The 22,009-nt window shown below is 53.1% G+C and carries 22 protein-coding genes; 8 read left to right on the top strand and 14 right to left on the bottom strand.

From position 1 onward, the window contains the following. Nucleotides 1-9 precede the first annotated feature (9 nt). On the bottom strand, nucleotides 10-1,794 hold the full coding sequence (pyk, locus tag VB741_RS03025) for a pyruvate kinase (RefSeq protein ID WP_323363663.1): 1,785 nt from the start codon (nucleotides 1,792-1,794) through the stop codon (nucleotides 10-12). Nucleotides 1,795-2,169: 375 nt separating this feature from the next. Between pyk and crtR the strand changes: the two genes are divergently transcribed. Next, nucleotides 2,170-3,063 (top strand): beta-carotene hydroxylase, encoded by an 894-nt coding sequence (gene crtR / locus VB741_RS03020; protein ID WP_442786277.1) that lies wholly within the window; start codon nucleotides 2,170-2,172, stop codon nucleotides 3,061-3,063. A 61-nt stretch (nucleotides 3,064-3,124) separates the two neighbouring features. On the opposite strand, the gene aroH is transcribed toward crtR, so the two are convergent. After that, nucleotides 3,125-3,523, bottom strand: a complete 399-nt coding sequence (gene aroH / locus VB741_RS03015; protein WP_323363661.1) for a chorismate mutase — start codon at nucleotides 3,521-3,523, stop codon at nucleotides 3,125-3,127. 98 nt (nucleotides 3,524-3,621) lie between these two features. Next, complete coding sequence (gene sppA, locus VB741_RS03010) at nucleotides 3,622-4,488, bottom strand: signal peptide peptidase SppA (protein ID WP_323363660.1); 867 nt, start codon at nucleotides 4,486-4,488, stop codon at nucleotides 3,622-3,624. Between the two features lie 200 nt (nucleotides 4,489-4,688). On the opposite strand from sppA, the gene VB741_RS03005 reads away from it, so the two are divergent. The 7 genes from VB741_RS03005 (at nucleotide 4,689) to VB741_RS02975 (ending at nucleotide 11,408) form a co-directional block, all read left to right on the top strand. Then, nucleotides 4,689-5,819: a DMT family transporter gene (locus tag VB741_RS03005; RefSeq protein ID WP_323363659.1), complete on the top strand. Its 1,131-nt coding sequence runs from the start codon at nucleotides 4,689-4,691 to the stop codon at nucleotides 5,817-5,819. 495 nt (nucleotides 5,820-6,314) lie between these two features. Continuing rightward, nucleotides 6,315-7,751, top strand: a complete 1,437-nt coding sequence (locus VB741_RS03000) for a HEAT repeat domain-containing protein (RefSeq protein ID WP_323363658.1) — start codon at nucleotides 6,315-6,317, stop codon at nucleotides 7,749-7,751. Nucleotides 7,752-7,831: 80 nt separating this feature from the next. Next, entirely contained in the window at nucleotides 7,832-8,929 is a 1,098-nt protein-coding gene (locus VB741_RS02995) for a glycosyltransferase family 4 protein (RefSeq protein ID WP_442786276.1), read from the top strand. Nucleotides 8,930-8,987: 58 nt separating this feature from the next. Beyond that, nucleotides 8,988-9,374, top strand: a complete 387-nt coding sequence (locus VB741_RS02990) for a hypothetical protein (protein WP_323363656.1) — start codon at nucleotides 8,988-8,990, stop codon at nucleotides 9,372-9,374. A gap of 370 nt (nucleotides 9,375-9,744) precedes the next feature. Further along, a complete protein-coding gene (locus VB741_RS02985; protein WP_323363655.1) occupies nucleotides 9,745-10,089 on the top strand; it encodes a YbjQ family protein in 345 nt (114 codons plus the stop codon). Nucleotides 10,090-10,136: 47 nt separating this feature from the next. Next, complete coding sequence (locus VB741_RS02980; RefSeq protein WP_323363654.1) at nucleotides 10,137-10,577, top strand: YbjQ family protein; 441 nt, start codon at nucleotides 10,137-10,139, stop codon at nucleotides 10,575-10,577. Further along, nucleotides 10,578-11,408: a M48 family metallopeptidase gene (locus tag VB741_RS02975; protein ID WP_323363653.1), complete on the top strand. Its 831-nt coding sequence runs from the start codon at nucleotides 10,578-10,580 to the stop codon at nucleotides 11,406-11,408. Nucleotides 11,409-11,431: 23 nt separating this feature from the next. On the opposite strand, the gene VB741_RS02970 is transcribed toward VB741_RS02975, so the two are convergent. The 11 genes from VB741_RS02970 to rpaB form a co-directional block, all read right to left on the bottom strand. Further along, nucleotides 11,432-12,238, bottom strand: coding sequence for a hypothetical protein (locus VB741_RS02970; RefSeq protein WP_323363652.1), 807 nt, complete (start codon nucleotides 12,236-12,238; stop codon nucleotides 11,432-11,434). A gap of 58 nt (nucleotides 12,239-12,296) precedes the next feature. Continuing rightward, the gene (locus tag VB741_RS02965; protein WP_323363651.1) at nucleotides 12,297-13,064 is read right to left on the bottom strand and encodes an HAD family hydrolase; all 768 of its coding nucleotides are present in this window, start codon (nucleotides 13,062-13,064) and stop codon (nucleotides 12,297-12,299) included. A 377-nt stretch (nucleotides 13,065-13,441) separates the two neighbouring features. After that, nucleotides 13,442-14,371, bottom strand: a complete 930-nt coding sequence (locus tag VB741_RS02960; protein WP_323363650.1) for a 2-hydroxyacid dehydrogenase — start codon at nucleotides 14,369-14,371, stop codon at nucleotides 13,442-13,444. A gap of 16 nt (nucleotides 14,372-14,387) precedes the next feature. Continuing rightward, nucleotides 14,388-15,422, bottom strand: a complete 1,035-nt coding sequence (locus tag VB741_RS02955) for a homogentisate phytyltransferase (RefSeq protein ID WP_323363649.1) — start codon at nucleotides 15,420-15,422, stop codon at nucleotides 14,388-14,390. A gap of 172 nt (nucleotides 15,423-15,594) precedes the next feature. Beyond that, the gene (locus tag VB741_RS02950; protein WP_323363648.1) at nucleotides 15,595-16,644 is read right to left on the bottom strand and encodes an AI-2E family transporter; all 1,050 of its coding nucleotides are present in this window, start codon (nucleotides 16,642-16,644) and stop codon (nucleotides 15,595-15,597) included. A 9-nt stretch (nucleotides 16,645-16,653) separates the two neighbouring features. Continuing rightward, nucleotides 16,654-16,983, bottom strand: a complete 330-nt coding sequence (locus tag VB741_RS02945) for a DUF2288 domain-containing protein (RefSeq protein WP_323363647.1) — start codon at nucleotides 16,981-16,983, stop codon at nucleotides 16,654-16,656. A 145-nt stretch (nucleotides 16,984-17,128) separates the two neighbouring features. Next, a complete protein-coding gene (locus tag VB741_RS02940; protein ID WP_442786278.1) occupies nucleotides 17,129-17,710 on the bottom strand; it encodes a lysophospholipid acyltransferase family protein in 582 nt (193 codons plus the stop codon). Between the two features lie 216 nt (nucleotides 17,711-17,926). Then, nucleotides 17,927-18,838, bottom strand: coding sequence for an ACP S-malonyltransferase (gene fabD / locus VB741_RS02935; RefSeq protein ID WP_323363645.1), 912 nt, complete (start codon nucleotides 18,836-18,838; stop codon nucleotides 17,927-17,929). A gap of 95 nt (nucleotides 18,839-18,933) precedes the next feature. Next, the gene (locus VB741_RS02930; protein WP_323363644.1) at nucleotides 18,934-19,932 is read right to left on the bottom strand and encodes a beta-ketoacyl-ACP synthase III; all 999 of its coding nucleotides are present in this window, start codon (nucleotides 19,930-19,932) and stop codon (nucleotides 18,934-18,936) included. A gap of 6 nt (nucleotides 19,933-19,938) precedes the next feature. Beyond that, nucleotides 19,939-20,973 carry a phosphate acyltransferase PlsX gene (plsX, locus tag VB741_RS02925; protein ID WP_323363643.1) on the bottom strand — a complete coding sequence of 345 codons (1,035 nt, stop codon included), beginning with the start codon at nucleotides 20,971-20,973 and terminating at the stop codon, nucleotides 19,939-19,941. Nucleotides 20,974-21,181: 208 nt separating this feature from the next. Continuing rightward, nucleotides 21,182-21,910, bottom strand: coding sequence for a response regulator transcription factor RpaB (rpaB, locus tag VB741_RS02920; protein WP_323363642.1), 729 nt, complete (start codon nucleotides 21,908-21,910; stop codon nucleotides 21,182-21,184). Nucleotides 21,911-22,009: the final 99 nt, after the last annotated feature.

The raw sequence follows: 22,009 nt of genomic DNA, 5'->3' as shown, positions 1-22,009 counted from the left end.
TAGGAACTACTAATAGGACATTGTGGCTTCGCGATGGCCGCCGTTGCTGGCCCCAGAGCTAATCATCCCCCGCTTGGCATCTAAGGTAATGATGGTGCCATCGCGAATAATCCGGGTGGCATCGCCCACGCCAACCAATACTGGAATCCCCAGACGTAACCCCAGCACAGCGGCATGGCCCCCATGGCTGGCATCCTCTGTAACGATGCCGCCGGCATGGCGCATGATGTCCACATAGTCAGCACTGGTACTGGGCACCACTAAAATTTCACCGGGGTTAAAATTGCTGATATCTAAGGCCTTGCTCACGACCCGGGCGCGACCGCTGACCACACCTTCACCAATGCCTTTGCCATGGCCCAGGACAGCGGTAACCAGCTCCACCTTAATCAGGTCCGTGGAACCGGAAACCCCTTGCAGGGTGCCCGCAGTCATGACGACTAAATCCCCATCATCTAGGAGTTCTTTTTCTTGGGCGACGTTAATCGCTGACAAAAAGGTTTGATTGCTAGAGGGTAAATCGCCCACCAGTAAAGGTTTCACCCCCCAAACCAGCTGCAGCCGCCGGGCCACCTCTACATGGGGGGTGACGGCTAGGATCGGGGTGGAAGGACGAAACTTGGAAACGTTACGGGCCGTGGCACCGGTTTTGGTCAAGGACATAATCGCCGCTGCATCGAGCTGCGATGCAATTTGCCCGACGGCCCGGCTAATGGCATTGGGAATGGTGCGACTAGTGCCCGTATCTGTTTTTTTAGTCAGTTCCTCTTTTTCGGTGCGCATGGCGATCTTGGCCATGGTGGCTACAGCTTCTACCGGATACTCCCCCACCGCTGTTTCATTCGACAGCATGACGGCATCCGTGCCATCGATAATGGCGTTGGCCACATCGGAGACCTCCGCTCGGGTGGGCCGAGGATTGCTCACCATGCTGTCGAGCATTTGAGTGGCTGTAATCACGGGGATGCCGAGGCGATTGGCGGTGGCAATTAGGCGCTTTTGGAGAATGGGCACATCTTCAGCCGGTAGCTCTACCCCCAGGTCCCCCCGCGCCACCATGACGCCGTCCGACAGGGACAAAATGGCCTCCATCTGTTCAATGGCTTCATGCTTTTCAATTTTGACGATGACGGGCACTTGTTTGCCGGCATTGGCAATAATCTGCTTGATTTCTAAGACGTCTTGGGGATTGCGCACAAAGCTGAGGGCCACCCAATCCACCCCCTGATCAAGGCCAAAGGCGAGGTCCACCTTGTCTTTTTCCGTCAGAGCCCTAATGGATAGGTAGACGCCAGGAAAGTTAACGCCTTTGCTGTTGGATAGCTTGCCGCCCACCACCACCTCGCAGTGGAGTTCTTTTTGCTCCATATCCTTATTGACCACTCGCATTTCCACCTTGCCATCGTCCAGCAAGATGATGGCACCGGTGGGGACCTCGTCCACCAAGGGCTCATAGGTAACGGAGCTAATGGTTTGGGTACCGGGCAACTGACGACTGGTGAGGATAAAGCTGTCACCAGGTTTTAAATGGATAGAGCCTTCTTCGAATTTACCTAAACGAATTTTGGGTCCTTGCAGATCCTGCAAAATGCCGACGGGCTGATTGAGTTCAAAGGAAATCTGGCGAATCAACCGAATACTACGTTGATGATCGTCGTGGGTTCCGTGGGAAAAGTTGAGGCGCAGGGTAGTGGAACCGGCTTCAATGAGCGATCGCAACGTTTCAGGATCCTGAGTTGCAGGACCAATGGTCGATACAATTTTGGTCCGACGCAGGGCATGGCGCAGTGACATAGTGCTGTCCGTAGGCTAGTGACAGTGGGTTAATAAACCACCGGATACTATCATGTCTGGACTCGTTTCCGCTCCACCTATCCCCTCGGCTTCACCTTAGAGTTGCAATGTCCTGCCTTAAGCATAAAGCCCACACTTCTGGCCGGAATGCACCCAAAAATCAACTTAGATGCCAAACCAATGCCAAATTTTACAGACAGCCCTAGACAAATTCACGGCACCTCAGGCTAGGACATATTTTTTGACCATGTGGCGGCAATGTAGCCAGCAATATAGCTCAAACAAGGTTAGGGGTATATGAGATAACGTCACAAAACTTTATTATGCCCGCTAGGTAGCGTATACTTCGAAACATAGGTGTGAAGGAGTATAACTGTGGTTTCGGTGGCAACACGTCCTTCGGCGGTGCGCAGAAGAGTACCCAAGGATCTTTTAGACGCAGATGGTGGCGTCAGCCCGGATCTACTCATATTCGTTGGTGCAGTTGCATTGGTGATTGTGGCAACGTTTGGGTATTTTTCCTGGAGCTTTCCCCATTGGGTTTGTTTTGTTTTAAATACGGTGGCCCTACACCTAGTAGGTACGGTCATCCATGATGCATCCCACAATTCAGCCCACAGCAACCGAATTGTCAATGCGGTGTTGGGTCATGGCAGCGCCCTCATGCTGGGGTTCACCTTCCCCGTGTTCACCCGGGTGCATTTACAACACCACGCCAATGTCAACGATCCAGAGAATGACCCCGATCACTTTGTGTCCACCTGTGGTCCTCTATGGCTAATCGCGCCGCGGTTTTTCTACCATGAAATTTACTTCTTCCAGCGGCGGCTGTGGAAAAAGTATGAGCTCTGGGAATGGTTTTTAAGCCGTTTGACCTTTGCCGGGTTGATTTACTCGGCTTGGCGGTTTGATTTTTTGCCCTATTTTGCCAACTACTGGTTTGCGCCAGCCTTGGTGGTGGGTGTAGCCCTGGGGTTGTTTTTCGACTACCTGCCTCACCGTCCCTTCCAAGAAAAGAATCGTTGGAAAAACGCGCGGGTCTATCCAGGTCGCCTATTGAACCTGCTGATCATGGGGCAGAACTATCACCTGGTTCATCATTTGTGGCCCTCCATTCCCTGGTATAAGTACAAGCCAGCCTACGAGCTCATGAAGCCTTTATTGGACGAGAAGGGCTCTCCCCAATCCCTAGGTCTGAATCAGCGGAAGGACTTTTGGGGATTTGTGTATGATATTTTCCTGGGTATCCGCTTTCATCACAAAAATTGATCCATCAAAAACGTGGGGGATTTTGCATGCAAAATCCCCCACGTTTTTGACCCCGTCTTTATTAGGCCGTCACACTCGCCCAGTCAGGCCTCAATCCACTGGCTCCCCTCAGGTAGGGATGGTAAATCTCAGCCTGGGGGATAGCCATATAACCATGGATCAAAAAGCGAATACACATGGGGAGGCTACCCGCCACATGCATATGCTGCACGTCTAGTAGGGGTACGGTGTCCCAACAGGGGCGCTGGCGTGCGATCGCAGCTGGGAAAATTGCGTTTAAATCCGACGTCACCGAAAAGGTGACACTTACCATGTCATCCGGCGTAATCGGATTATTCGCCTCTAAGGCATCCAACAGCTCTTTCACCGCATCCGTCATGGCCGCGATTGAATTTTCGGGTACGGTGGTCGCCCCTCGAATCGCCCGCAATCGCCAGTCACCCCTATCCCCCTGCGACATGTTACCTATCCCCCATACAATGCTCGACTGGCATCTAGCCAATTCCTTAGCTAGATTAGCTCTTCTAGGGCTAGATTAAACCCATCCTTGCACCGTAATTATCCAACAAAGGGCCCCGGTAGCGATGTGCCGGGCGATTGATAGAGCCACAGGGGCATCCCCTGGTAGGCTAGCTCAAACTCCACCCAGCCCATCAGACGAGGACTCATCCAGGCAGCATGCGCCTGCCTGGCTTGACTACCGGACAAAAGCTTATTCCAAAATGGCTTACGTTCTTCAATGGTATAAACCTCAGTCTTGTCCGGATCCAGATCGACCAACTCCGCCGCCCAACGCTTTGCATCCGCTTCCGTCCCCAGACGATCCACCACCCCCAGCGCTAGGGCTTGGGAACCGGTAAAAATCCGCCCATCGGCAAACCCGCGCACCGTCTCTTCACTCAAATTTCGTGCTTCGGCCACCGTCGACACAAACTGTCCGTAGCTAACGTCAATCAGCTCCTGCAAAATCGTTTGCTCAGACTGGGTCAACTCCCGATCAAAGGACAGAATGTCTTTGTAGGGGCCCGACTTGATCACCTTAAACGACACCCCAATCTTCTCCAGCAGCCGCTCCAGGTTATTCCCCCGCAAAATCACCCCAATACTGCCGGTAATCGTGCCCGGATTGGTCACAATGTGCTGGGCCCCCATGCCGATATATACCCCGCCGGAAGCAGAAATATTGCCAAAGCTAGCGACAATTTTGACGGTTTCTTGCAGCTGCTTCAGGGCACTGTAAATCTCTTGGGAATCACCCACCGTGCCCCCCGGACTATCAATCCGGAGGAGCAAGGCCGGAAATTTCTTCTCTTTCACCTCTTCAAGGGCTTCCAGCACTCGCTTCCGGGTTCCCCCCGCAATCGCCCCAGAAATTTCGATCCGGGCAATCTGTTTACGGAAACGTGGCTTGAATGGCCAAATCATAGATAAAAATTCAATAAACAACGGCAAGTCTAGATGATTACTATAAACGCCCGTTGACCTTTGGCGTCGCTCCCCAGACACCAACCAGACCGTAACCTGGTTAAGCAGCGTCACCGGAGCTTAACATTACTTTATAATATTCGAAACATTTCTCTAGCTCATTCTCAACCCATCGCATAAATTCATATCTTCGTGACTGAATGGCCTCCCCCTTCAACCCGGAAAAAACTCCCACCCTGCTTTTAATTGCCCCTTTCTTTTTATGGGGAACAGCCATGGTGGCCATGAAGGGCATGATTGCCACCACCACCCCCCTGTTTTTAGCCACGCTGCGGCTAGTGCCAGCGGGTGTATTAGTGCTGATGGTAGCGGCTATTTTGGGCCGTAAACAACCTACAACCTGGCAAGGATGGGCCTGGATCAGCGGTTTTGCCCTGGTGGATGGCACCCTATTTCAAGGTTTTTTAGCGGAAGGTCTGCAACGGACAGGGGCGGGGCTTGGATCAGTCATGATTGATTCTCAACCCATTGCCGTCGCGCTCATGGCGCGGTTTCTATTTAAGGAAATTGTTGGCCCCTTAGGATGGTTGGGCCTAGTTATAGGCATTGTGGGCATCAGCCTATTGGGTTTGCCCGACGATTGGATTCTTCAAGCATGGTCTGGTCTGACCACTACCCTGACCACCGGGCAATGGCCCGCCCAAGAAACCGCATTATTCAATCCATGGCTTCAAGGGGTAGATTTACCCGCTGTTCTCCTAGGCCATGGCGAATGGTTAATGCTCTTAGCGGCTTTATCCATGGCGGTGGGGACGGTGATGATCGCCTATGTAGCCCGACATGTGGACCCTGTGGTGGCCACGGGCTGGCATATGATTTTTGGCGGGCTGCCGCTGCTGGGGCTATCGGCCTACACCGAAGTCCACCAGTGGCAAGGCATTACCCCCGAGGGCTGGTTAGCCATCCTATATTCGACTGTGTTCGGCAGTGCCATTGCCTATGGGGTGTTTTTCTATTTAGCGTCCAAAGGGAATCTGACCAGCCTCAGTGCCCTGACGTTTCTCACCCCTGTTTTTGCCCTCACCTTTAGCATGTCACTGCTGTCGGAAAACCTCACCACCGTCCAGTGGATCGGTGTGGGCTTGACCTTGGTGAGCATTTATTTAGTCAATCAGCGGGCTGTAATTGCCCAAGCCGCCATGGCAGGCCTGACCCAGCCAGCCATTCACACTGTAGTTGCAGCAATTAGTCCCCAGCTGGCCAATGCCCTGACCGACTGGTTGCGATCGCACAGCCCGGTGGATTCATCATCGGATGGATCATCACCCTAGAAACATGCCTAGGCTGCCCCAGCCACATACAGCCTTCATATAGATGTCCTATAGACTAAAAAGTCTTGACAACTAGTCTTAGTATCACCCAACTATTTGAGTTAGTATTGGCTTCAAGCTAGTAAAGTCCTGTTATGGCAGGCCGTGTACTTAAGACATGACGGTTTTGCCAAAGACCCATGAATTTTGGGTACAGTTAAGATAAGGTCCAGTAACTATCATTTTTAATCGCACGGCGCTGTTGTCCGTCAATCCAAACAACAGTATGACTGTTTAGTTTCTCGTCATCCCCCATAGCTCGCTCAACCCCATGGGATTAGCCTGCTTTGAACATGACACAGGAAAAACGCTAAAACAGTCTGCTTTAGCAGTCTGACTTAATTGTATAGATTTAGCAGGCATCTACGTTCGCTCCACTGAATAGTCAATCTAAACAGTACGTACTAATACTAAGCAGTACATAGCAAGACGCAGATACTGGATATAAAACTAACTATGATTTGGCGCTCTACCCTAGTATTTTTAACCAGCCTGACAGCCCTCACAGTGCCTGTAGGCAGTCTGCCCGCCCAGAGCAGCTCCCTGCTCATGGCCCAGTCTTCAGCAGTTGATCCGAATACCGCCATTGATACGGGCCAGGCGGTACCTAACTTTGATGCTATTCCCGCCGATTCGCCATTGCAAGGCGCTGCATCTGAGCAGCAGATAGAAGAAATTAAGGCCATCCAGCAGGAATTAAAAAAGCGCGGGTTTTATAACGGTCCCATTGACGGCATCTATGGACCAGCAACGGCAGGGGCCATTCAAACCATCAGGGGACAAGGGGGACAACCGCTATTCCCCTCAGAAGCAGCCCCAGACAGCCCTCCAGACAAAGAAGCCGGTGTACCCGAGGCCTCATCGGCGGCAGCGGGGGAGCCAGGGGTGGACGGACAGACTAATCCGGCAACTGAAAAAGTCGAAATTGGCCAGCAGGTTTCACCAGCAACCGGCGTCGACAGCCCTGAAACCAACGCCAATGCATTTGAGGAAACGACTAATGGGACTAATGAATACCCCCCAGCTGACGCCCCTCCGGCTGACGCCCCCCCGGCTGACGCCCCATCATCACCAGGGCTTGGTCGATTACTGTGGCCAGGCTTAGCACTGATTGCGGCCCTGGGGAGCTTTGGCATTGGCTTTATTTTATCGAATCGGCCAAAACCAGGGACTGAGGATGATTCTTCCGAGTCCCCCTGGGGCGTTATTCCCAATGGAGTCCCCCAGGGGAATGTATCTGTTCCCGCCCCCTCATCTTTCCTGGGCCATGTAGCCACCAACGGTGGTGAGCCCAGCAGCCACAACTCAACTGACCATGGGGTACCCCAACCTAATCCCATACCCCATCACTTATCCACCATCGCGGCAGCCCCCTCGGCCAGTGCTACCACCCGTTTAGCAAGGGTTGATGTGATGGATGAGCTGGTGGCAAATTTGCAGGTAGCCGATCCGACCAAACGGCGGAAAGCAATTTGGGAGTTGGGTCAGCGGGGTAATTCCTCCGCTGTACAGCACCTGGTCAACAGCATGGTAGATGCTGACTCCAAGGAAAAAAGTCTGATTCTGGCCGCGCTTTCAGAAATCGGTATTCGTTCTTTGAAACCTCTGAACCGAGCCCTAGCCATTGCCCTCCAAGATGATAATCCCGATGTACGGAAAAATGCGATCCGTGACTTGACCCGTGTCTACGATCTGGTGACCCAAATCAGTCAGATGCTAGGTCATGCAACGGAGGATGAAGATCCTGAAGTGCGTCGAACGGCAGAATGGGCGTTGGGACAGCTCAACCGGATTCGCGAGGCTCCTAAGCTCAAATCATCCATCAACACATTAGAGGGCTCCCACCCTACACCAGACCTATTGCCTGATGGAATAGAGAATCTAAAAAATTAGCCATTGGTGATTTAGGCTGTAATCGACATAATCGTCGGCATAATCTAGTAGGGTCATAGGGCTAAATCGAAGCGATAGCCATGGCACGGTGCTTGAAATTATTATTGGTCTCTACCCCTGTGGGTCCACTTGGTTCGGGATTAGGGGGTGGGGTAGAGTTAACGGTGGTGAATTTATTGACGGCCTTGACCCAGCGCGGTCATCAGGTTGCGATCGCAGCCCCCGAAAGCTCCCACATCAACTCCCACATCAACTCCCACATCAACGGGACACAGCTGATCCAAATTCCTGGCACCCTTCAACCCACCGCCCAAACTCAGGGCCGAGACACTCCAGCCACCATGGTGGATAACGCCGTCCTAGCCAACCAGTGGAACTACGCCCACCGGGTACAGCACAGCTACGACCTGATCGTTAATTTCGCCTACGACTGGCTACCCCTTTACCTAACATCATTTTTTGATGTCCCCATTGCCCATTTCATCAGCATGGGCTCCCTCAGTTGGGTCATGGATCGGGCAATTTCCCAGGTGCATGACAAATTTCCAGGTACCCTGGGGGCCTACACCCAAACCCAGGTCGATACATTTCCCCCGGGGCTCACGTGGCAATTGCTCAGCAGTGCCATTGATCTGAGCCAATATGACTATTGCCAGACCCCCGGCCCCGAGCTGGTATGGCTAGGCCGCATCTCCCCTGAAAAAGGTTTAGAAGATGCCGTTGCTGCCGCCCAGCGAACCCAAACACCCCTGAAAATCCTGGGCAAACTTGAAAATCCAGCCTATTGGGATAACATTCAACGCACCTATCCCAATGCGCCCATGGAGTATCTGGGATTTGTCAATACTCAGCAGCTCCAGGCCACGGTCCGTCGCTGCCAGGGGTTGCTCATGACCCCACGCTGGGTAGAGGCCTTTGGTAACGTCGCCATTGAAGCCTTGGCCTGTGGTGTACCGGTAGTGGCCTACCGTCGCGGTGGCCCCGCCGAAATTATCGACCATGGCAAAACCGGCTGGTTGGTAGAACCCGATAGTGTGGACGGATTAGTGGCCAGCATTCAACAACTAGCCACCATCAACCGTTACCACTGTCGTCAGCAAGCAGAAACTGAATATTCTTTACCGGCCCTGGGCCAACGCTTTGAAAATTGGTTTGAGACAATAATAGAAAACCGCTGAATGTATTCAGCGGCTGGTGCCGCCCACAGCTGTTGTATCTAATTCCTTCCCCCTTTACATGCTCTCCATCCCTTTAATCGAAATCACTCAATTAATCGAACGCCTGGCAGACTACCCTGAAGCGTTGCGATCGCTCCACGAAATCGAAGACTGCGACGGCGACCTCAACGATGCCGCCCTATCCTTAGCCCTGCGGGCGGGCTTAGAACCCTCCCAAAACGACGGTTGGCTTGAGGGATTTGCCAAACGTTATCGACACATTGCTTGCCTGCCACAATTTCGGGCGGACCTGGGGGAACAACGCATCATTGAGCTAGTCCAATACCTCACCGAAAATAGCCAATGTCCCAATCTTTTAGTCATTCCCGTAGCACTGTATGTCAGCAAAACTGGCATCCATACCTTTTGCCAAAGTTTTGACAATAGCCGCGTATCAACACCGTAAGCCCTGTTACGTCCAAAATTACAGCCAAAGCAATCGTTTTACGGTCGGGAAATCGACAGTTGGCAACTTGGTCGTAGGTTAATCCGTGGGTTAAATTAGCCCAGCCCTCACACAAATTTGGATAAAGCAACTTTAATAACCATCTGGGCATCTTATCAAACAGCAGATAAAATCAGGCCCAGATGCCCTGGGAGAGGCATATTCTTGCCTGAAAAACGCTCAACAGCGAGCCTAACAATCCATCGGTCGTGAGAACGGAATTTCCTCTCTCCCCGGTGTATTGATCTGTATTGATCAAGGACAGTCCACGACGGAGGATTAAACTGGCTCCCTCGCAACAGACACAATAACCACTTATCGGAGAATTTCCATGACACGCTCCATAGCCCGCTCCTCTAAGATTATTCTGACCACCCTAGAAGGCGTGCCCGGCAAAGAAATCGTCGAGCATTACGGTCTGGTGCAGGGCAGCACTATTCGCGCTAAGCATGTCGGCAAAGACATTCTAGCGGGCTTTAAAAATATCGTTGGGGGTGAACTCAAAGCCTATACAGAACTGCTACAGGAATCACGGAAAGAGGCCGTTGATCGCATGGTCATGGAGGCTGAACAACTGGGGGCTAATGCCGTTGTGAATGTTCGATTTGCCACCTCTTCGGTAGCGCCCGGAGCAGCTGAACTCTTTGCCTATGGCACCGCCGTTAAAGTCCAGTAAATTAAGCACTTGAGTCAGTATTAGGGAAGCAATCGGAGGTAAATCTGATGGTAGATATTCTCGTTTTTCTAACCTTGCTTGGGTTGGGCTACTTTATTGGTAATCACCGCGAGCGCAAACACTACGAAGACATTAAGCGACGCGAAAAAAGCACCCTCCATATCCCCATTATGAGCTGGGGAGCCAAGCAAGACTTACCCTATGCCCATGAGACCGAAATGTTTGTGGGCAGCGTCGTGATCGCCAATGATTACTTCAAGACCATTTCCGCTGGGTTACGCAATTTCGTGGGGGGTCGGGTCACCGTTTATGAAACCCTGATCGACCGAGGACGGCGAGAAGCCATACTGCGGATGAAAGAATCCGCCATTGAATGGGGCGCATCCCAAATCCTCAACGTGCGCTTTGAAACATCCAACATTTCTGGGGAAAGCGGAGGGGGGGCCGGGTCCGTTGAGATCATGGCCTATGGTACGGGTATTCGTTAGATGAAATACATCCCGCGTGAAATAGTCCATGAGGTCAACATAACCCCAGTGCATCCCCTGGTCGATTTTGGTTACCTGATCGGCACGGTGGCTGCAGCGGCGGTGGCTGTGTATGTTGGCCTAGGGGTGGCAGGGGCTCAAATTGCGGCGCGCATAGGCCCAGAAGCAGAGGCCAAGGTGGGGGAGATAATTTTTGACAGTATGTTTGCCGAGGCTACCCTCATACAAGATGGGCCGCAGTTTGAATATACCCAGTCTTTGGCGGAAGCCTTGCGCAGTGAGAGTCTACAGCAGCGGCCTGAGCTGAAACTCCACATCCTGGATGAAGATATCCCCAATGCCATGGTCATACCTGGGGGGTATGTGTTTGTAACCCAGGGGCTCTTAGATGACATTGAGACGGAAAATGAACTGGCGTTTGTGCTGGCCCATGAACTCGGCCACTACGAACATCGAGATACCCTCCGCAGCCTGGGAAGATCCTTGGTGTTTCTCAGTTTGAATAGTGTCTTAGCCCTAGGGGGGGTGCAACTGCCCCCCATGCTAACGGGGTCCATCAGTCTGGCAGATTTGCACTATAGCCGCGATCAGGAGCAACGGGCCGATGTCTATGCTATTGAAATGATGCATGAGCACTATGGGCACCTGGGCCACAGCTTGGACTTTTTTAAGCGGCTGAATGAGTCAGAACCGGACCTGGGAGCAGTCAATCAGGTGTTGGAATGGCAGTCCACCCATCCCCTCACCCAGTCGAGGATTGAAGAATTGGAAGCCCTGGCCAAGCAACGAGGTTGGGCATTAGCAGGGGAGGCAACGGCCCTGCCCTTCTAATGCCCAGAAAAAGAGCCCATGACCTAATTCTCCGAATGCCCCCAGGCGAAATCTCCTGGTGACAGCTGTGGCGGCTGCTCTAGCTCCAGTCCCAAATAGGCCACCAGGGACTGAAAATGAACCCACGAGGGCTGCTGTTTATACTGCCGTAGGTAATCAATCAGCTTAGCTTTATGGACCTGGGAAAACCATGGCCGCAGGAGCCGGGCAACGTAAGTACTAATAAACAAGCCTTGTACCAGGGTGGTGACATTGGCCGGTCGGCGGTCTAAGCTGGCACCGCTAAAGTCAATCAGCACAGGCCCCGTAGGCAGCACCAACCCATGGGCCGTAATGCAGCGCAGATCGCCATGGTCTAGGCCAGCCTGATCTAACCGATGGGCCTGATGGATCAACTGGGTCACCACGGTGCGAATGGCCGCCACCGAGGGCGGTGTTTGTAGCCAGTCCACCAGCCTGGGGCCATCGATGTAGTCCATCAGCAAAAAGTTATCGCTATGGGCGATCACCTGGGGAGCCACCCCCACCCCATTGGCCCGCAGCTGCATGGCGGCTTCGAGCCTCAGATTAGGCTGGGGTGAAGGCTCTCGGCGGATTTTGAGCACCCGATCTTGGCCTTGGTGGCACACTTGCAGGACCACTCCGCAATAGCCCAAACCGAGGATGTTTAATCCCAGCAGAGTTTGGGGGCCACGGGGGTAAATGGATTCAATCTCATGGGTCTGGAGTTCATCCCAGCGGCGGGCCAGAACGGCTGCATCACCGCTGGGATAGGCCAATAACTGTCGGGCTGGACTGTGCCACCACTGGTCTAGGCTCAGTTCAGTCATACATTTTAGAGACCCAAGCCGAGACACAAGACACGCAAAATCCTGGGGACACAGGCCCCTAGGCACACAACTGACGGGCTAGGGCCACCGTAAAGTGGGTAGCGTCGCCCGCATCCCCTGCGAGCACGGTAAATGGGGTTTCTGGAGTCCCCAAATCGCTCAGCACCAGCTTAGCTTCAGAGAAGTCTTGGTCCTTTGTATAGTCGTTGACGGTCACGACGGTCTTGAGTCCGGTGGGAGTGGCGGAGCGGAGACCGTTGTTCGTGTCCTCAAAGGCTAGACAATTGTCGGCGGGTAGGTCCAGATGCTCTAGAGCATACTCAAAGATGTCGGGGGCGGGCTTTTTATGGGGGACCATGTCGCCTGCGGCGATCACATCAAACCAGTTGAGGCTGTCGGCACCGAGGGTATTTTCGAGCAGGGCTTGCACGTTGGCTGGGGTGGTGGTGGTTGCGATCGCAAGTCTCACTCCCTCCCTGCGAGCCTCATTCAGCAGCCGTTCCACCCCCGGTCGTAGGGGAATCTGACCGGCCGCCGCATACTGCTTGTAATAGTTAGTCTTCGTGACATGGAGATGCTTGATCAAGGCATCCAGGTGCTCAAATCCCCCAGGCAGTTGAAAATCACTGAGGTAGTCCTGCACATAGGCCAAAATCCGCTCCTTACCACCAGACACCTCCAACAGCTGGCCATAGAGTTCAGGGGTCCAGTCCCAATCCATGCCCGTATCCGCAAAGGCTTGGTTAAAGGCGGGTCGATGACCATCCCGCTCCGTTTCCGCTAGGGTACCATCCACATCAAAAATCAACGCCTTTAACTCTGCCACAGACTTCTCCTGTTAACTGCCTAGGGCTAATTTTACCGCCATTGGGAAACGGCCCTAAAACATATCAACGTTGTCGATCTGCTCAACCCGTAGGGTTTGCTACAAAAGTCCCCATCCATCGGTTGATATGTTGGGATGGAATGATGTGACCAGGTAACCCAACCGATGCCGTAATCGGCAATCCTAGGGTGGTCCCTAGGTCCAACCGTCGTTCACTACTCATGTGCCTAATCAGGCATTTCTTGAAGCGTTTCAATCGAAGCTCAGCCCTAGGGCTGGGCTTTTTTCTTCGCCATCTCCTCGCCACGCCAGAAGAGACCACGTCTCCTGACACCCTGTCTCCTGACACCCTGTCTCCTGACACCCTGTCTCCTGATTCAATATCCCTGACGCCGATCCACCGGATTCAGCAAAGGGCGACCGGCAGTTAAGCGGCGGTAGTTTTCAACAATTTGAGGCGCTACCGACACAGGGTCAGTCAGGCTAGCAATGTGGGGGGTCAGGGTAATTTTAGGATGACTCCAAAAGGGATGGTCCTGGGGTAAAGGCTCCTGGCGAAACACATCTAAACAGGCCCCAGCCAGATGATGGTTATCCAAGAGCGCCAGCAAATCTGCTTCCGCCAAATGGTGCCCCCTGGCCACATTGATCACATAGGCTCCTGGAGGGAGCTGGCCCAGGGTCTCGACATTAAGAATATTCTCGGTCTCAGGGGTTAACGGCAATATACAGACGAGAATTTTGCTAGCCGATAAGAAGTCTGCCAGTTGTTGGGGTCCGGCAAATACCTGCACCTTTGCCATGGCCTTAGCTCGACGAGACCAACCGACCACAGAGAACCCCACTTGACCTAGTCGCTGGGCCACCGCCTGACCAATCTGCCCCAGGCCCATCACCCCTACGGTGATTTGATCTAGATTGAGCGGAGCTAGAGGCTGCCACTGCCGCTGCCGTTGCTGTTGACCATAGCGGGAAAACTGTCGCCCGTGGTTTAAAGCAGCAGCTAAAACATAGTCCCCCATCTGGCTGACCAGCCGTGGATCCACCATGCGGACAACGGTGACCTGTTCAGGAATGGAGGTATCCTGCAAAAGATTATCCACCCCCGCCCCCATGGACGAAATCACCTGCAAGTTTGGGTACTGGGCGAAAATGCCCTGGGGCTGAGCCCATACTAGGGTAAATGTCACATCTGCCCTATCCCCATCGTCCGGCCACACTCGCAGGTCCACGTCGGGGGCAATTGCTTGGATAGCAGCCATCCAAGGCTGGGGGTCTTTAGTCGGACAAATTAAACTTAAAACCATCTTCTTGCTGCAGGGTTCACCCCATCTGGTGTAGCAAGCAGGCGGTGGGAAAAATCAGGTATTCAATAAAAAATAACTTCCAGACAAACTGGAAATATTCTTGGCAGCTCAATTTTTGGGCCCCCATATCATCCTCGTCATGCTCTTGACAGCTCAGTTGGGGGGCTTCCGTGTCATCAGATAAGGGCTGCACCTGATGACTTAAGTACCAAAAATACATCAATGCTAGGCCGTGGGTAACCATGAAGAATGGCGCGTTAATCCCAGGGATAACCATCGCCGCGATTATGAGGCTGGCGTAACAAACGGTCAATAGCCACCAGACAAGTTTTAAGATCATGGGGCCCGTCAACCCGCCGATGGAATAGGTCTGGTTATCTCGTAGGGCTTTGAGCAGTGCGATCGCACCACTAAACACCAGCACCAGCAGTGTCAGCACCCACACTCGCCCAGGCACCTGGGGCCGCAGTAGCCCCAACTGACTCGCAGCATGGAGAAATATGCCCAGGTTCGCCACCGCCCCCCGCACCAGCAGTTTGCACAATGGCCCCAATAGAGGAAATCGTTTGAGCTGTAGCGGCGGCAGGGAATAGGCCGTCCCAATCGCTAAACTCAGACAGACCGTCCCCAATAAATAAATGCTTTGGGAAACCACCGCCAATAGGATCGCCCCACTACAGGCAATCCCTACCAACATCTTGGCCTGGGGGGCAGAGAACTCCCCAGAGGCAATGGGCAAATAGGGTTTCGTCACCCGATCAGCAGCGACATCCTCAATTTGGTTAAGACCCACAATGTAAATGTTGGTGCACATACAGGCCAACCAGGTCAACCATAGGGCACTCACCCCCTGCCACACATGAAATGTCCCTGGGGACACCCCGGCGGGGTAACGGGTTGCCCAAGCAATGGCAAATAGCCCCAAGACACTCAGACTGGTGCCCACAAGGGTGTGGGGTCGAGAAAACTTCCAAAATGCCCGCAACCAGGGAATTGGGCTTTGGATTAAATTCAGAGATGGGGGGCTTAGGGCAGATTTGGCCATCGACATGGGGGGACCTCTTAAATCACCATGCCGATTTTTCCCAATGCCGTCAACAGATTCAGGGCATTGTTGAAATGCTTAATGGTTCTGCTAAACATTTGTATCGCCGCTGGCTGGCATTCTCAGTTTTAGCTCCATTTTTTACAGGGGTTACCATGGCCACCTGGGCAAAAAAACATCACATAGAATGTCCCTTCATCTCATCCACATCCAAGAGGCTGACAATTACTCCAGCGATGGGAATGGCCAAAAACAGTCCCAGCAACCCCGCAATCCGCAATCCCACAATCAAGGCAAAAAACATCACCACAGGATTGATGTTGAGGGAGTCTCGCATCACATGGGGCAGCAGCACATTCTCCTCGAATTGCTCCAACAAAATGAACACCACCACCGCTTTCAAGGCTATGCCAATCCCTTGGGACAATAGCAACAGCCCCACCAGGGACACTCCCAAAGTGGCACCAATCCCAGGAATCCAATTAAATACCCCCGCAATTATCGCTAGGACAAGGGCATAGGGAATTTTCAACAGCAAAAAGACCACAAAGGTGGACATGGTAAAAACGATGGCCAACAGCAGCCGTCCCCAAAAGAACCCCAAAAGATTCTTTTGAATGGTGAGGGTCAACCGCTGTCGCTGATGTTCTGGCACCGCTTTCAGCACCAAGCGCCAAAGCCGGGAGCCATCTAACATCATAAAAAAGGTCACCACGGCAATCAGAATACCGTGGATAAAATTCTCCAGCAGCGTCTGGACCAAACCAAGGCCCGACCCGACCAATGTGGTGGCCTGTTGCTGCAGCTGCTCCCCTAGGGTTTGCAGATCCACCTGCACATTCCACTGGCGCAGGGTGGTTTCAATCCGCTCAATCAACGGCAGTAAAGAGTTGAGAAAGTCCGTACCATTTTCTAGCAGGCTTTGCCCCTGGGCCATCACCGCTAGGACCAAGGTGGTGACCAGCCCTACCACTAGGACCAAGGCCACCATAAACACCACAAACACGGCAACACCATGGGGCAAGAGCCTGCGGCACCAGCGCACCGGATAACTCAGTAAAAATGCCAAAATCATGGAGATCACAAACACGATCACCACAATCTCAAAATAGGCCAGCACCTGGAGCGACGCCCAAGCACTGGCTAGAAGTAATAAAAATCGAACTAGGGCTGAATTATCTAACTGGGCCAAGACAATCTGCACTTTTTCTAGCGAGGGCGTTGCCATGGGAGTTAGTTATGTAGAGAGTCCACTGGCGTGGTCCGCTGCCTGATCGATCTCCTGCACTAGAACATAGGGTTGCACGATTAAGGACTGTAGTTGACTACTCGGTCCCACCACCCCCCAGGTTTGTAACTGCTCTTTTGTGGGTTTGGTCATTAGCTGTTCACCGATCCAGCGCTGCACGAGTTGCACGTTGTCATGGGTCAGGGCAATGCCCACCTCGATCAAATCTAGCTGAGGATCCACTAATACGACCACATCACGCGCAATATGGGGTTTAAGCCAATCCCACTGGGTGGGTCCCACCATATTGGCTAACTCTTGTCGCAAGGTTTCGGACATAGTAGTGCTCCGCTGGACTGAATAGAGATCGGTACAAACCGAGGGCCAACAACGCCCAAAATTTATCACTTTAGGTTGAAAAGTTATTGTAACCGTTGCTTCAAAGGCCTTTGAAGCAACGGCCTTTGAAGCAATGCCATCTGGTCTAACGCCCTAGATCGTGGAGGGCGTGGATGCGATCGCAACAATAATTCGTCACCGCTTGTAAGGCCACTTTATCCTTACTAGAACTGGGGGGGGCAATGGGCGGCCCAATGCGCACGGTCACCGGCCAGGGCTTCGGAAACATCGCCCCGCGCGGCAAAATACGATGGGTGCCCCACAAACTCACTGGCACCATAGGGACTTGGGCCTTAGCCGCAATCATCGCAGCCCCCAACTTAGGATCTGAAATCCGACCATCGGGGGTGCGGGTACCTTGCAAAAACACCCCCACGGCCCACCCCTGCTCTAGCTGTTGCAGCGCGGCTCGAATCGCTCCACGGGCAGAACCGCCCCGCTGCACCGGATAGGCCCCATAGGCACGAATGGCTGAGGCCAAGACCGGCACCTTAAACAGCTCCTGCTTGGCCATATAGGACACGGGACGACGCACACAGGATGACACAATGGGCGGGTCAAAATCGCTAGCGTGGTTGGCCACCACCAGCACAGGGCCAGACTTGGGCATATGCTCAGCTCCGTAAATTCGGCCCCGAAAATACCCCCGCAGCACCGGATTGACCATAGACCACTTAAACAAATAGTAGAGCGCTAGACTAATCCTCGGCTCGCGCTGCCGTTCTAAACTGCCCACGGTCGTCTAACCATATCTCTAGCTACTAGATGGGCCGTCTGCCCTCCGGCCACCAAACCCAACATTGACCTAACAACAGTTACCCCAATGCCCATGCCCCCGGACCCATTTCCCATACCTGTATAAACCGCCTCCACCCAGGCTAACCTACACACATTCGACCGGGACCTTGCCACTGGGCTGCATCGCCTCAACCTGTTCCAATGTTTCCACATTCTGCAGGGTCAAACTGCGACAGGTGCGTTTGATCAATCCAGCTAACACCCGTCCTGGACCCACTTCAATCACCGTATCCACCCCTTGCTCCGGCAGGATCAAGGAAATTTCACGCCAACGGACGGAGCCGGTCATCTGTTGCATCAGGCGCTTTTTCAAAGTGTCTCCATCCGTGGTCGGGGTCGGATCAACATTTGCAAGCACGGGAACCGTTGCCGTCTTAAAGGGGACATCGGCTAAAATCTGATCAAATTCATGGGCCGCCGGAGCCATCAATGGGGAATGAAAGGCCCCACCCACATTTAGCTTGACGGCTCGTTTTGTCTTGATGCCCGTCATAACTGCCTCGACAGCAGCCGGAGTCCCGGAAATCACAACCTGAGCAGAACTATTATCATTCGCCAGCACCACACCTTCGGTGGTGGCCAGCGCTTGATCGAGTTCATCCCGGTCAAAGCCCATCAGGGCAGCCATGGCACCATCGGCGGCCTGGGCCATGAGTTCGGCCCGCCGTTTCACCAGGCATAAACCCGCCGCAAAATCAAACACATCAGCCGCATAGAGGGCAGAATATTCCCCCAGACTATGACCGGCCACCAGGTCTGGGTGGGTGCCCTGGGCCTTGAGTAGGTCGACCAATATACACTCAATCACGTAGAGACAGGGCTGGGTATATAGGGTGTTGGCGAGCTGAGATTCGTCACTCTGACACTGGCCCAATACGGACCAGCCCAAAATATCTTCAGCTTCGGCAAATTTATCTTTAGCTAGATCAGCTAAATCACTGCCCATGCCCACGGCCTGGGACCCTTGCCCAGGAAACACCCATACGGTCTTTGCCATTGTTGTCTACGTGTATTTTCTGTATCCCACTGTCTCAGTAAATGGGCAATTAGGGAAGTCTTGAAAAATCAGGAGAACGATGGGTGGCAGGGAAATTATCGGCCCCACTCCAGCAAAACCGCACCCCAGGTCAGACCTGCGCCAAAGCCAGACATGGCAATTTTATGGCCGGGTTGGATTTTACCCATGCGGACCCATTCGTCTAACGCAATGGGAATGGACGCAGCTGAGGTGTTGCCGTGCTTGGCCATGTTGCTGACCACACGCTCAGCCGGTAGATTGAGCCGCTTGGCAACAGCATCTAAAATTCGCTGATTGGCCTGGTGCAAAATCAACCAGTCCATGTCACTGGCGACCAGCCCGGCATGGAAGAGGGTTTTTTCTAATACTTCAGGCACCCGACTCACGGCAAAGCGATAGACCTCACGACCGTTCATGGTGATGGCTGTGAAGGTGCCTTTCTGGGCGGTGACGCCATCGACTAAGGGCACAGACTGGGCGGTGTAGGCCAAGTTCAAACAGCCGTTCAGGGTGCCGTCACTATGCATTTCAAACCCCAGCAGCCGGTCGCGATCGCAGGCCTGCATCACCACCGCCCCCGCCCCATCGCCAAATAGCACACAGGTGGTGCGGTCTTCCCAGTCTACCCAGCGACTGAGCAAATCAGCACCGATCACCAAAACGTTTTGGTAGGTACCGGTACGAATGAACTGGGCTGCCGTCACCACCCCAAACACAAACCCGGAACAAGCTGCAGTTAAGTCAAAAGCAACAGCCCGGGTAGCACCGATAGCCGCCTGCACCTGACAGGCCGTACCAAATAAATCATCGGGGGTGGAAGTGGCCAGGATAATCAGATCGATGTCGTCGGGGGTGAGGTTTGCCGTTGAGATCGCCCCTTTAGCAGCCTGGGCCGCCAGCACCGCCAGCGATTCATCACCATTAGCCACATGGCGCTGGCCAATGCCCGTACGGGAAGAAATCCACTCATCGGAAGTATCCACCACTCGACTGAGCATGTCATTACTCAGCGCTGTCTCAACCTGAGCACTACCGCTGCCAATAAAGGCCACACCGGCCTCACCATTTATCATTACTAACTATTCTCCGTTGGTCACCGATGCAGCAACCTTTTGGTACTGATCCTGGATATGCCCAATCACCCCATTATCCACCGCCTCCTTAGACTGGCGGATAGCATTGAAGATAGATGGTGCGTTAGAGCTACCATGGCTAATCACAGCCACGCCATTCACACCTAACAGCAAAGCACCACCATGCTCAGCATGATCGAGACGTTGTTTAATGCGCTTGAGATTACCCTTTAGGATCAGCACCCCCAGCTTTCCTAAAATACCGCGTGGCAGCTCCTCACGGAGAATGTTCATGGCCGCCTCACCGACCGCCTCAGCAAATTTCAACAGCACATTGCCCACAAAACCATCGCAGACAATCACATCAAAATTGCCCGAAAGCACGTCTCGCCCCTCGGCATTGCCTACAAAGTTAATCACCGCCGACTCACTCAGAGTCTGGTGCACCTGCACGGCTACATCGTTGCCCTTACTCGCCTCTTCACCAATGTTCAACAGCCCCACTCGAGGGTTGTCAGCACCAAAAGCATACTCAGAATAAACGCTGCCCATCAGGGCAAACTGCTCTAAAAACTTGGGCCGACAGTCAACGTTGGCCCCCACATCCAAGATTAAAACGGGCTTACCCGCCACCAGGGTGGGAAATACCGCACCAATAGCAGGTCGATCAATCCCCTTAATCCGCCCCAGCCGTAGCAGGGCAGAGGCCATGGCCGCCCCAGAATGCCCCGCCGACACCACCGCATCAGCCCGCCCCTGCTTCACCATATCCATGGCCACATTAATGGATGCCTTACGTTTCTTACGCAAAGCACTGAGGGGTTCCTCATGCATTTCAATGGTGCCTTCCGCAGGCACAATCTCGACCCGACTCAAACTGTCAGGATCGGCGACACAGGCCCTAATCTTGTCAGGATCACCCACGAGCAAGATTTCAACACCTAGCTCTTCTCTTGCCCTAATGGCTCCAGCAACGATTTCAGCAGGTGCATAATCACCCCCCATTGCGTCTACTGCGATCCGCGCTTGAGTTAGGCCCATCGAATTAGATCTATAGAAACTTTAAGAAATTCTATCAGACTGAAACCGAGTGAAAATTCACAACTTCAATTTTCTGACAAAAGCTCAGACAAAAGCTTCTAAAGCTTCTGCTACCAGCACCGCCCATGGATGTATGCCCAGATACAAACATCGTTATCTGACAGGGTTAGCAGCGACCCAATGGTCTGCCCATGGGAGGTGAGGAGAACTACTCTTCGCCAGGCTCAACAATGCGCTGGAACAGATAGCCAGTACCCCGCGCCGTTAAAATTAACTCAGGGTTACTCGGGTCATCCTCTAGCTTGGCACGCAATCTAGAGATGTGAACATCCACCACTCGGGTATCCACATGGCGTTCGGGGGTATAACCCCAAACTTCCTGCAAAATTTCAGAGCGAGAAAAGGGCTCACCGGAGCGACTGACCAAAAGCTCTAGCAAGCTAAATTCCATACCCGTTAGCCGGATCCGCTCATCGCCCTTATAGACTTGGCGCTTGTTGGTATCAATCCGGATGTTATTGATGCTGATCACGCCGGAGCTAGGAATACCCGAGGTACCCGTCTTTTCCACCCGCCGCAACACCGAGCGGATTCTGGCCTCTAGCTCCTTGGGGGAGAAGGGCTTAACCACATAGTCATCAGCGCCTAGTTCTAATCCGGTAATGCGGTCGGCCACGTCCCCTAGAGCCGTCAGCATAATGATAGGAATATCAGACTCTTTGCGTAATTCTTGGCAAACACCATAGCCATCTAGCTTAGGCATCATTACATCCAGCACCACCAGATCAGGAACTTCGTGTCGAAAGGTATTTAATGCCTCTTCACCATCAGCCGCAGTAACGACGTCGTAGCCAATCATCGAAAGACGGGTTTCTAAAATGCGACGAATACTGGCTTCGTCATCGACGACCAAGATTTTCTCTTTTACGCTTTCCAAAGTTTCTTGAACTCCTACATAACGGTAACGGCAGAAGACTTCGACCGTTGAAGGGATGAACTATAAGCTCTATATCCCTTGAAAAACCGACAGCTTCAC

Origin of the sequence: Leptothoe sp. PORK10 BA2, assembly GCF_034932105.1 — a bacterium.
In the GTDB taxonomy this organism is placed as follows: Bacteria; Cyanobacteriota; Cyanobacteriia; order Phormidesmidales; family Phormidesmidaceae; genus Leptothoe.
The sequence above is the reverse complement of the archived record's forward strand: the minus strand, read 5'-3'. Positions and strand labels throughout refer to the sequence as shown.